Annotated in this window: 9 protein-coding genes and 1 pseudogene; 7 read left to right on the forward strand and 3 right to left on the reverse strand. The window is 70.8% G+C overall.

Features of this window, described 5'->3' with window-relative positions; genetic code table 11:
- Positions 1-80: 80 nt before the first annotated feature.
- The 3 genes and pseudogenes from ACZ49B_RS36910 to ACZ49B_RS36920 all read right to left on the reverse strand — a co-directional run.
- Positions 81-946, reverse strand: a pseudogene (locus ACZ49B_RS36910) (IS5 family transposase); the annotation flags it as partial.
- Positions 947-1256: 310 nt separating this feature from the next.
- Positions 1257-2924 carry a hypothetical protein gene (locus ACZ49B_RS36915; protein WP_468315083.1) on the reverse strand — a complete coding sequence of 556 codons (1668 nt, stop codon included), beginning with the start codon at positions 2922-2924 and terminating at the stop codon, positions 1257-1259.
- Positions 2925-3074: 150 nt separating this feature from the next.
- Positions 3075-5270: an elongation factor G-like protein EF-G2 gene (locus ACZ49B_RS36920; RefSeq protein ID WP_468315086.1), complete on the reverse strand. Its 2196-nt coding sequence runs from the start codon at positions 5268-5270 to the stop codon at positions 3075-3077.
- A gap of 242 nt (positions 5271-5512) precedes the next feature.
- Here ACZ49B_RS36920 and pgsA point away from each other — a divergent pair, with 242 nt between their 5' ends.
- The 7 genes from pgsA (at position 5513) to ACZ49B_RS36955 (ending at position 11380) form a co-directional block, all read left to right on the forward strand.
- Positions 5513-6178 (forward strand): phosphatidylinositol phosphate synthase, encoded by a 666-nt coding sequence (pgsA, locus tag ACZ49B_RS36925; protein WP_053786042.1) that lies wholly within the window; start codon positions 5513-5515, stop codon positions 6176-6178.
- Positions 6179-6192: 14 nt separating this feature from the next.
- Positions 6193-7098, forward strand: a complete 906-nt coding sequence (locus ACZ49B_RS36930) for a phosphatidylinositol mannoside acyltransferase (protein WP_468315124.1) — start codon at positions 6193-6195, stop codon at positions 7096-7098.
- Positions 7095-8264, forward strand: coding sequence for a glycosyltransferase family 4 protein (locus tag ACZ49B_RS36935; protein ID WP_468315087.1), 1170 nt, complete (start codon positions 7095-7097; stop codon positions 8262-8264). Before ACZ49B_RS36930 ends, ACZ49B_RS36935 begins: the two co-directional genes overlap by 4 nt.
- 80 nt (positions 8265-8344) lie before the next feature.
- On the forward strand, positions 8345-8884 hold the full coding sequence (locus ACZ49B_RS36940) for a hypothetical protein (protein ID WP_266631008.1): 540 nt from the start codon (positions 8345-8347) through the stop codon (positions 8882-8884).
- A gap of 172 nt (positions 8885-9056) precedes the next feature.
- Positions 9057-9974, forward strand: coding sequence for a pyridoxal 5'-phosphate synthase lyase subunit PdxS (gene pdxS / locus ACZ49B_RS36945; RefSeq protein WP_030294529.1), 918 nt, complete (start codon positions 9057-9059; stop codon positions 9972-9974).
- Between the two features lie 5 nt (positions 9975-9979).
- Positions 9980-10570, forward strand: a complete 591-nt coding sequence (gene pdxT / locus ACZ49B_RS36950; RefSeq protein WP_468315090.1) for a pyridoxal 5'-phosphate synthase glutaminase subunit PdxT — start codon at positions 9980-9982, stop codon at positions 10568-10570.
- Between the two features lie 57 nt (positions 10571-10627).
- Entirely contained in the window at positions 10628-11380 is a 753-nt protein-coding gene (locus ACZ49B_RS36955; protein ID WP_468315092.1) for a YebC/PmpR family DNA-binding transcriptional regulator, read from the forward strand.
- Positions 11381-11484 lie beyond the last annotated feature (104 nt).

The raw sequence follows: 11484 nt of genomic DNA on the forward strand, positions 1-11484 counted from the left end.
ACAGATCAAACGCAAGGCATAAGAGCCAGTCGTAGCGCGAGTCAGGCCACCGCCCAGAGCGGCACCCGAACATCCTCACAGTCGTAGCGGGTGGCGACTGCCCGGTGCTGTTTGAGGCGGTTGATGGCCCGTTCGATGGTGTTGCGCTTCTTGTAGCGCCCTTCATCGAAGCCCGGCGGTCGTCCGCCGTGTGAGCCTTGGCGTAGGCGGGCGGCCTGGCTGTCCGTCTTCTCGGGGATGGTGTGCCGGATGCCGCGACTGCGCAGGTACTGGCGGCAGGGCCCGTTGCTGTAAGCCTTGTCGGCCGTGACGCTGTCGGGCTTCTTGCGGTGCCTGCCCGGGCCGGATTTCGGGACGCGGATCTTCTCCAGGACCGGCTTGAACTGGGTGCAGTCCGCCCGCTGACCTGGTGTGACGACCAGAGACAGCGGGCGGCAGCGTCCGTCCGCGCTCAGGTGGAGTTTGGTGGTGAACCCGCCGCGCGAGCGGCCCAGTCCCTCACCTCCCGCACCACCTCCACCAGTCGGGCGTTCAGGCTCTGCCAGGCGGTTTCGCCCTGATGTTCTGCCAGCTCGGCCCCCTTTGAGGCGGGGGCCGGCGGCGGATCAGTGCGGGCACCGGCCGCGTGCTGATGAGCTCGCACGATGGTGGAGTCGACCGAGATCTCCCAGTCGATTTCACCTGCCGCGTCGGCGGCGGACTGGACCTGCTGGAGCAGTCGCTCCCACGTTCCGTCACCCGACCACAGCCGGTGGCGTTCGTAGACGGTCTTCCAGGGGCCGAACCGTTCGGGCAGGTCACGCCACTGCACGCCGGTCCGAACCCGGTGCAGAATCCCGTCGATTACCTGCCGGTGGTCCCGCCACCTGCCGCAACGCCTGTTGCTGACCGGCAGGAACGGCCGCAGCCGTTCCCACTCGGCATCGCTTAGATCACCCCGCCCCATGCCCACATCAACGACCCGGGCGTGGAGTAGTCACATGATCGGCCGGACAGGTCCTAGTGACCTGAGTCGGAAGTTCTCTTCTAGATAGAACGTTCGAACCAAGCGAACCTTGCATGCTGGCAAGGAGGCCCGCCGCGACCGGAGGGCCCGGCGATCTACCAGAAAATCTCTGACTCACGTCACTAGGGGGTGTCCGCGAAGTCGTGCCGGGCGCCCGAAGGGCGCCGCGGGCCAGGCAGGACCTTGCGGACACCCACCAGGGCGGCCGGGAACTCCCGGGGCCGCGGGCCGGCCCCGGGACTTCTCCTGCCTAGGCGTCGTACACGTCCGCCTTGCGCGGCGCCGGCTCCTGGATGAGGCCGCTCATGATCGAGGAGCGGTTCGTGAAGCGGTCGGTGTCGACGCCGTTCTCCTCCAGGACCCTGAACGTGGCGGCGTGGACCGAGCGCAGGACGGGCGCCACCGTGCGCAGGGCGTCATCGGCCATGAAGCGGTGGCGCCACATCGAGCCCGCCCACACGTGGCGGATGCCGAAGGGCTCCGGCAGGACCAGCTTGCCTCCGAAGAAGTCGAGGAGCGGCGGGTACCAGGTCAGCGGGGCGCGGACGGCGAGGCGGACCACTTCCTGGGCGTCGACCAGTGGCAGCGGGCGCTCCACGGTCTCCCAGAACCGGACGGACTTCGGCACTTCGACCTTGGGGGCCGCGGACTTGGTGGTGAACAGGCCGTGCACCGGTCCGAGCGCGTGTGCGGTGACGTCGACGCGCAGCGTCTTGTAGAGCACCGTGACCGTGATCAGCATCGTGATGACGAGCTGGCCGTCCCAGAGCGGGTACTGGATGCCGAGGTAGTGCCGGTTGCCCGCACTGAACTGCTGCTCGTTGCAGATCCGGGTGATCTCGTGCGGCTTGACGAGGAACGTGTCGACGTCCGCGCCGGTGGGGCGGGAGACCTCTGCGGCGCCCTCGCCGATCGGGGTGACGATCCAGTGCTGGATCGAGGCCGGGGGGAAGCCGCCGGTGTGCAGGGGGCCGCGCTCCAGCTTGCGCAGCTCGGTGTCGATCGCCCGTATGACGTCCCAGCTGCGGAACGGGTGGATCTCCATGCCCTCGGTCTTGGGGGCGAGCTCCTCGGCCATCTGCCAGCTGCCCCAGCGGGTGCCCATGCCGAGGATGCCTTTGGGACCGGCGTAGAAGACGGAGTTGCTGCGGTCCTCGGCCGTGACCTTGGCGAGTGAGTGGCGAAGGTCCTCGCGGGCCTTCTCGTCCGGGTTTCCGGGCACGGCCTCCGGGATCTTCGCACCGATCCCGTTGCCCGCGATGAGTCCGTCCCAGCGGGAGCGCAGGTCGGCGGCGGTGGACTCGCAGATCCGGCGGGCGAGCAGCCAGCCCAGGGCCGGGGCGATGATCATGCCCCGCAGGTAGAGGCCGAGGAAGCCGGTGAACGGCAGCCGGAACATGAATACGGCCACCACGAGGGCGACGCCCACGAGCAGCAGGGTGCCCAGCCAGGACGAGCGTTTGTTGTCACCCTTGGCCAGCGTTTTGCGGAGCTGGAACAGGCCCAGCCACAGCAGCAGACCGGGCAGGAAGATCACGCCTGCGACGAGCATGATCAGGCGCAGTTTGCGGTCGCGCTCCTTGCGGATGCGCGAGGCGGCCAGACAGTGCTCGACGACGGTCTGCGGGTCGGCGCCGAAGGACTGGATGAGCGGTTTGCGGCCGGCGCCCAGGGTGCGGGCCTCGACGGCCCGGCAGAAGGCCTCTCCGAGGTTGGGCTCGAAGAGCGAGATCTTGGGGGGCTTGATCGTCGACTTGTGGTGCTCGCTGTCGGCTTTGAGTATGTCGGACAGCTTGGTGTCCTTGCCTCCGTCCCGGTACGCGGCCGAGGCGAGGGCGTTGGTCGCCGCGGTCTGGCCGCCGGCCCCCTGCAAGGGGATCTGCGCCCCGGGCCTGAAGTCGAATCCGTCGTCCGCCACCGTTGCCCCCATCGCTGTGCGTTGTGCTCTTTTGCCGCGCAGATGAGCCTATCGGCGTATCTCTTCCCATGGTCATGGGACAGGGAAATGCCGCCCACCGCAAGCGGGTTGGGTGGGCGGCTTCGACGGGCTGTCCGGGCGCTATGACAATCAGGTTCCCTTCTCGGCCTGTTCACGCACCTTGTCGGCGATCTGGGGCGGCATCGGCTCGTGCCGGGCGTAGGCGCGGGTGAAGCGGCCCGTGCCGTGCGAGACCGAGCGCAGTTCGACGGCGTACCGGCCGATCTCGATCTCGGGGATCTCGGCGCGGACGCACGTGCGGCCGGGGTCGGCCTGTTCGGTGCCGACGACGCGGCCGCGGCGCCCGGCGAGGTCGCTCATGACGGGGCCGACGTACTCGTCGGGGACGAGGACGGCGAGCTCGGCGACCGGTTCGAGGAGGTGGATGCGGGCCTCGGCGGCGGCTTCGCGCAGGGCGAGGGCGCCCGCGGTCTGGAAGGCGGCGTCGGAGGAGTCCACCGAGTGCGCCTTGCCGTCGAGGAGGGTGATGCGTACGTCGACCAGCGGGTAGCCGGCCGCGACCCCGCGGGCGGCCTGGGTGCGTACGCCCTTCTCGACGGACGGGATGAACTGGCGGGGCACGGCGCCGCCGACGACCTTGTCGACGAACTCGATGCCGCTGCCGGGCGGGAGCGGTTCGACCTCGATCTCGCAGATGGCGAACTGGCCGTGTCCGCCGGACTGTTTGACGTGGCGGCCGCGGCCGGCGGCCTTGGCGCCGAACGTCTCGCGCAGGCTCACCTTGTGCGGGACGGGGTCGACCTGGACCCCGTAGCGGGTGCGCAGCCGTTCGAGGGCGACGTCCTGGTGGGCCTCGCCGAGGCACCACAGGACGACCTGGTGGGTGTCCGGGTTCTGCTCCAGCCGCATCGTGGGGTCCTCGGCGACGAGCCGGGCCAGGCCCTGGGAGAGCTTGTCCTCGTCGGCCTTGCTGTGGGCCGCGATGGCGAGGGGGAGCAGCGGGTCGGGCATCGGCCAGGGCTCCATGAGCAGGGGCCGGTCCTTGGCCGAGAGGGTGTCGCCGGTCTCGGCGCGGGTGAGTTTGGCCACGCAGGCCAGGTCGCCGGCGATGACCTGGGTGAGACTGCGCTGCTGTTTGCCGAAGGGGGAGGTGAGGGTCCCGATCCGTTCGTCGACGTCGTGGTCCTCGTGCCCGCGGTCGGTGAGGCCGTGGCCGCTGACGTGGACGGTCTCCTCGGGGTGCAGGGTGCCGGAGAAGACGCGGACGAGGGAGACGCGGCCGACGTAGGGGTCGGAGGAGGTCTTCACGACCTCGGCCACGAGGGGCCCGTCGGGATCGCAGGTGACGGCAGGGCGCTCGGCGCCGTCCGGGGCGGTGACGGCGACGGCGGCGCGCTCCAGGGGGGTGGGGAAGCCGCCGGTGACCAGTTCCAGGAGCTCGACGGTGCCGAGGCCCTGGCGAGCGCCGTCGGTGGCGGGGGCGGCCATCAGGACGGGGTGGAAGGTGCCGCGGGCCACGGCGCGCTCGAGGTCGTCGACGAGTGTCTTGATGTCGATGTCCTCGCCGCCGAGGTAGCGGTCCATGAGGCCCTCGTCCTCGCTCTCCGCGATGATCCCCTCGATGAGGCGGGAGCGGGCGTCGGCGATGCGGGCGAGCTCTTCGGGCGCGGGGTCGCGCTCCACGCGCTCCCCGGAGCTGTAGTCGTACACGCGCTGGGAGAGCAGGCCGAGGAGGCCGGCGACCGGCGCGTGCCCGTCGGGGCCGGGAGGCCCGTACAGGGGCAGATAGAGCGGGATGACGGCGTCGGGGTCCTCGGCTCCGAAGATCTCGCCGCAGACGGTGGTCATCTGCGCGTAGTCGGCCCGGGCTGCCTCCAGATGGGTGACGACGATGGCGCGGGGCATGCCGACGGCCTCGCACTCGTCCCAGACCATGCGGGTGGCCCCGTCGATGCCGTCGGAGGAGGAGACGACGAAGAGGGCCGCGTCGGCGGCGCGCAGACCGGCCCTGAGCTCGCCGACGAAGTCGGCGTATCCGGGGGTGTCCAGGATGTTGATCTTGATTCCGTCCCATTCGACGGGGACGAGGGACAGCTGTACGGACCGCTGCTGCCGGTGTTCGATCTCGTCGTAGTCGGAGACGGCGGTGCCGTCCTCGACCCGGCCGGCCCGGTTGACGGCGCCTGCCGTCAGGGCGAGGGCTTCGACCAGCGTGGTCTTGCCGGCTCCGCTGTGGCCGACCAGCACGACGTTCCGTACGGACGACGGCCGGTCGGCCGTCGGTGCCCTGCCGGCGGCTCCGGCTTGGTGTGATGTGGCTCCCATGGTGCTCGTGCCTCCCGGTGTGACGGTGAGGAGGTTGATCGGGGTCCTTCGAGCTTTGCACTGGCGTCACACTGCGTCCATACGTAGTACCCGGCGCTGTCCGGAGCGCGTCGCGGGCACGGCCCGGCGATTGTCTGGCGCGAACCGGTGGGTGCGCGGCAGTGGGTGCCCGGGGCGCTGGCTACGATGGGCCAGCCGGTGGCCGATGGGGCCGTGCGGCCCAGCGACCCTCCGGGAAGGCCATGCTGAACAAGTACGCGCGTGCATTCTTCACGCGTGTTCTCACGCCATTCGCCGCTTTTCTCCTGCGGCGGGGGGTGAGCCCGGACGCGGTCACCCTGATCGGCACGGCCGGAGTGGTGGCGGGAGCGCTGGTCTTCTTCCCCCGGGGAGAGTTCTTCTGGGGCACGATCACCATCACCCTGTTCGTGTTCTCCGACCTGGTGGACGGGAACATGGCCCGCCAGGCGGGCGTCTCCAGCCGCTGGGGCGCCTTCCTCGACTCGACGCTCGACCGAGTGGCCGACGCGGCGATCTTCGGCGGCCTCGCGCTCTGGTACGCCGGCAACGGGAACGACAACGTGCTGTGCGCGGTGGCGATCTTCTGCCTGGCCAGCGGCCAGGTGGTCTCGTACACCAAGGCCCGCGGCGAGTCGATCGGCCTGCCGGTCGCCGTCAACGGGCTCATCGAGCGCGCCGAGCGCCTGGTGATCTCCCTGGTCGCGGCCGGTCTGTCCGGGCTGGAGACCTTCGGGGTGCCGTCCTGGATCGGGGTGCTGCTGCCGATCGCCCTGTGGGTCGTGGCCGTGGGCTCGCTGGTCACGCTGGTCCAGCGGGTGGTCACCGTACGCCGTGAGGCGGCGGAGGCCGACGCGGCGGCCGCCGTGGCCGAAGGCGGCGCGGCCTGATGGGCGCAGGTGTCATGGGCCGGGTGCAGGACAAGCTGGTCGACGGCCTGTACGGGCTCGGCTGGGCCGGGGTGAAGAAGCTGCCGGAGCCGGCCGCGGTGGCCCTCGGCCGCCGGATCGCCGACTACGCGTGGAAGAAGCGCGGCAAGAGCGTGCTGCGGCTGGAGTCGAACCTGGCTCGAGTCGTACCGGACGCCGGGCCGGAGCGGCTGCGGGAGCTCTCGCAGGCCGGGATGCGCTCGTACATGCGCTACTGGATGGAATCCTTCCGGCTGCCCGCCATGGACCCGGAGCGCTTCGGCACGGACGTCGAGATCAAGGACGACCACATTCTGCTCGAGGCCATGGCCTCCGGGCGCGGCGTGATCGTCGCGCTGCCGCACCTGGCCAACTGGGACCTCGCCGGCGCCTGGGTCACCGGGCACCTGGGACTGCCGTTCACCACCGTCGCGGAGCGGCTCAAGCCCGAATCCCTGTACGACCGCTTCGTCGCCTACCGGGAGAGCCTGGGCATGGAGGTGCTGCCGCACAACGGCCCCTCCTCCTTCGGGACCCTCGCCCGCCGGCTCCGCTCCGGCGGGCTGATCTGCCTGGTCGCCGACCGGGACCTGTCGGCCTCGGGCGTCCAGGTGGACTTCTTCGGCTCGGCGGCGCGGATGCCGGCCGGGCCGGCGCTGCTGGCGCAGCAGACGGGCGCGGCGCTGCTGCCCGTCACGCTGTACTACGGCGAGACACCGCGCCTGTGCGGCCGGATCCACCCCGAGGTGCCGGTGCCGAAGACCGGCACCCGGACCGAGAAGACGGCCGCGATGACCCAGGCCGTGGCCGACGCCTTCGCGCTCGGCATCGCCGAGCACCCGGAGGACTGGCACATGCTGCAGCGGCTGTGGCTGGACGACCTGGAGGAGCGCTCCGCGTGAAGATCGGCATCGTCTGCCCGTACTCGTGGGACGTGCCCGGCGGCGTCCAGTTCCACATCCGGGACCTCGCCGAGCACCTGATCCGCCTCGGCCACGAGGTCTCGGTGCTGGCCCCGGCGGACGACGAGACGCCGCTGCCGCCGTACGTGGTCTCGGCGGGGCGGGCGGTGCCGGTGCCGTACAACGGGTCGGTGGCCCGGCTGAACTTCGGCTTCCTGTCGGCGGCCCGGGTGCGGCGCTGGCTCCACGACGGCGTCTTCGACGTGATCCACATCCACGAGCCGACCTCGCCGTCGCTGGGACTGCTGTCCTGCTGGGCGGCGCAGGGCCCGATCGTGGCCACGTTCCACACCTCGAACCCGCGCTCGCGGGCCATGATCGCGGCGTACCCGATCCTCCAGCCGGCGCTGGAGAAGATCAGCGCGCGGATCGCGGTGAGCGAGTACGCGCGCCGCACGCTGGTCGAACACCTGGGCGGGGACGCCGTCGTGATCCCCAACGGCGTCGACGTGGACTTCTTCGCCAAGGCCGAGCCGAATCCCGCCTGGTCCGGGCAGACCCTCGGGTTCATCGGCCGGATCGACGAGCCCCGCAAGGGCCTGCCGGTACTGATGGCGGCCTTCCCGCGCATCGTGGAGCAGTGCCCGGACGTACGGCTCCTCGTGGCCGGCCGCGGCGACGAGGAGGAGGCGGTCGCCTCCCTGCCCGCCGACCTGCGGGCGCGGGTCGAGTTCCTCGGCATGGTCTCCGACGAGGACAAGGCGCGGCTGCTGCGCAGCGTCGACGTCTACGTGGCCCCGAACACCGGCGGCGAGAGCTTCGGCATCATCCTCGTCGAGGCGCTGTCGGCGGGGGCCGCGGTGCTCGCCTCCGACCTGGACGCGTTCGCGCAGGTCCTGGACCAGGGGGCGGCGGGGGAGCTGTTCACCAACGAGGACGCGGACGCGCTGGCCGCCGGCGCCGTGGCCCTGCTGCGCGACCCGGCCCGCCGCGCGGAGCTCAGCGCCCGCGGGTCGGCGCACGTACGCCGCTTCGACTGGTCGACGGTCGGCGCGGACATCCTCGCGGTCTACGAGACGGTGACGGACGGCGCGGCGGCGGTGGCCACGGACGAGCGCGTCCCCCTGCGCACCCGCCTCGGCCTCACCCGGGACCCCTCGGCCTGACGCACCCCTCCCCGGGGAGGCCCGCACGGGCCGACCCGGGCGAGGGGCGCGTGCGGGAGGAGGGGGTATTGTCGCGGGCCGTGATCGAAACCCTTGTCTGGACTGCCCTGGCGCTCGGCGTCATCGGGGTCTACCTCAGCTGGACCGCCGGACGGCTGGACCGGCTGCACTCGCGGATGGACGCCGCCCGCGCCGCCCTCGACGCGCAGCTCGTGCGGCGCGCCTCGGTGGTGATCGAGGTGGCCGCCTCCGGGGCACTGGACCCCGCCTCCTCGATCGTCCTGTACGAGGCCGCCCACGCCGCCCGCCAGGCCGAGGAGGAGCACCGCGAGGTCGCCGAGAGCGAGCTCAGCCAGGCGCTGCGCGCCGTGTTCTCCGACGCCGCCCAGGTCGAGGTGCTCAAGGCCGCCCCCGGCGGCGAGGCGGCCGCCGAGGAGCTGGCCGCGGCCGTCCGCCGGGTGCCCATGGCACGGCGGTTCCACAACGACGCCGTACGGGCCGCCCGGGCGCTGCGCCGCCACCGCAAGGTCCGCTGGTTCCGGCTGGCCGGCCACGCCCCGTTCCCGCTCGCGTTCGAAATGGACGACGAGCCTCCGGTGGATCTTGCCGACCGGCCCTAGTGGCCTCCGCCGGCCCCAGTTGTACCGAAAGGCCAATTTGAAAGAGGCCACCGGCTCCTCATTGGCCCTTGCGGTGGACTGGTCGGGGGCGGTTTGCTCGGCGGAGTACGAGCGCAGCACTTGCGCGCCGTACCACTGCAGCGCCCGTCTTCCCTTCGAGTGAGGTCAATCCGTGAGCACGCTTCCCTCCACCCCGCAGTCCGCTGAGTCCGCGATCGGCACCTCCCGCGTCAAGCGCGGCATGGCCGAGCAGCTCAAGGGCGGCGTGATCATGGACGTGGTCAACGCCGAGCAGGCGAAGATCGCCGAGGACGCCGGCGCCGTGGCCGTCATGGCCCTCGAGCGGGTCCCCGCCGACATCCGCAAGGACGGCGGCGTCGCGCGCATGTCGGACCCGAACATGATCGAAGAGATCATCGAGGCCGTCTCCATCCCGGTCATGGCCAAGTCCCGCATCGGCCACTTCGTCGAGGCCCAGGTCCTGCAGTCCCTCGGCGTCGACTACATCGACGAGTCCGAGGTCCTGACCCCGGCCGACGAGGTCAACCACTCCGACAAGTGGGCGTTCACCACCCCCTTCGTCTGCGGTGCCACCAACCTGGGCGAGGCCCTGCGCCGCATCGCCGAGGGCGCGGCCATGATCCGCTCCAAGGGCGAGGCCGGCACCGGCAACGTCGTCGAGGCCGTCCGCCACCTGCGCCAGATCAAGAACGAGATCGCCCGCCTGCGCGGCTACGACAACAACGAGCTGTTCGCCGCCGCCAAGGAGCTGCGCGCCCCGTACGAGCTCGTCAAGGAAGTTGCCGAGCTCGGCAAGCTCCCGGTCGTGCTGTTCTCCGCCGGTGGCGTCGCCACCCCGGCCGACGCCGCCCTGATGCGCCAGCTCGGTGCCGAGGGCGTCTTCGTCGGCTCCGGCATCTTCAAGTCGGGCGACCCGGCCAAGCGCGCCGCCGCCATCGTGAAGGCCACCACCTTCTACGACGACCCGAAGATCATCGCGGACGCCTCCCGCAACCTGGGCGAGGCCATGGTCGGCATCAACTGCGACACCCTCCCCGAGTCCGAGCGCTACGCCAACCGCGGCTGGTAATCACCATGACCAACCCCGTCATCGGTGTCCTGGCCCTCCAGGGCGACGTACGGGAGCACCTGATCGCCCTGGCCGCGGCGGACGCCGTGGCCAGGCCGGTCCGGCGTCCCGAGGAGCTCGCCGAGGTCGACGCCCTGGTGATCCCCGGCGGCGAGTCCACGACGATGTCGAAGCTCGCCGTCCTGTTCGGCATGCTCGAGCCGCTGCGCGAGCGCGTGCGGGCCGGCATGCCGGTCTACGGCACCTGCGCCGGCATGATCATGCTCGCCGACAAGCTGCTCGACGGCCGTGAGGACCAGGAGACGCTGGGCGGCATCGACATGATCGTCCGCCGCAACGCCTTCGGCCGCCAGAACGAATCCTTCGAAGCGAAGATCGATTTCTCCGGCATAGCCGGAGGCCCGGTCGAGGGCGTCTTCATCCGCGCCCCGTGGGTCGAATCGGTCGGAGCCTCCGCCGAGGTGCTCGCCTCGTACGAAGGCCACACGGTCGCCGTGCGCCAGGGCAACGTCCTCGCCACCTCGTTCCACCCCGAGCTGACCGGCGACGACCGGGTCCACGCGTACTTCGTCGACATGGTGCGCGCGGGGCTGTAACGGCGTCCCGGTAGGATCTGAGGCGAACATTGTTGGTGACGCGAAGGAGACAGGCAGATGTCCGGCCACTCTAAATGGGCTACGACGAAGCACAAGAAGGCCGTGGTTGACGCCAAGCGCGGCAAGCTCTTCGCGAAGCTGATCAAGAACATCGAGGTCGCGGCCCGTATGGGCGGTGCCGACGTCGACGGCAACCCGACCCTCTTCGACGCCATCCAGAAGGCCAAGAAGAGCTCGGTCCCGAACAAGAACATCGACTCCGCGGTCAAGCGCGGCGGCGGCCTCGAGGCCGGCGGCGCCGACTACGAGACGATCATGTACGAAGGCTACGGCCCCAACGGTGTCGCGGTGCTCATCGAGTGCCTCACCGACAACCGCAACCGTGCCGCGTCCGACGTGCGCGTCGCCATGACCCGCAACGGCGGCTCGATGGCCGACCCGGGCTCGGTCTCGTACCTGTTCAACCGCAAGGGTGTCGTCCTGCTGCCCAAGGGCGAGCTCTCCGAGGACGACGTCCTGGAGACCGTGCTCGAGGCCGGTGCCGAAGAGGTCAACGACCTCGGCGACAGCTTCGAAATCATCAGCGAGGCCACCGACATGGTCGCGGTCCGCACCGCGCTCCAGCAGGCGGGCATCGACTACGACTCGGCCGACTCCAACTTCCTGCCGACCATGCAGGTCGAGCTGGACGAGGAGGGCGCGCGCAAGATCTTCAAGCTGATCGACGCGCTCGAGGACAGCGACGACGTGCAGAACGTCTTCGCCAACTTCGACGTCTCGGACGAGGTCATGGAGAAGGTCGACGCCTGATCGGGCATCAGCGGCGGGGGGGGGGGGGGGGGGGGGGGGGGGGGGGGGGGGGGGGGGGGGGGGGGGGGGGGGGGGGGGTGGGGGGGGGTGGGGTGTTGGGGGGT

Source organism: Streptomyces sp. NPDC031132 (assembly GCF_055570595.1).

Coding starts and splice junctions, on each gene's coding strand:
- pgsA (WP_053786042.1), top strand. CDS start 5,513: ATGCTGAACAAGTACGCGCGTGCATTCTTCACGCGTGTTCTCACGCCA.
- pdxT (WP_468315090.1), top strand. CDS start 9,980: ATGACCAACCCCGTCATCGGTGTCCTGGCCCTCCAGGGCGACGTACGG.
- ACZ49B_RS36920 (WP_468315086.1), bottom strand. CDS start 5,270: ATGGGAGCCACATCACACCAAGCCGGAGCCGCCGGCAGGGCACCGACG.
- ACZ49B_RS36955 (WP_468315092.1), top strand. CDS start 10,628: ATGTCCGGCCACTCTAAATGGGCTACGACGAAGCACAAGAAGGCCGTG.
- ACZ49B_RS36930 (WP_468315124.1), top strand. CDS start 6,193: ATGGGCCGGGTGCAGGACAAGCTGGTCGACGGCCTGTACGGGCTCGGC.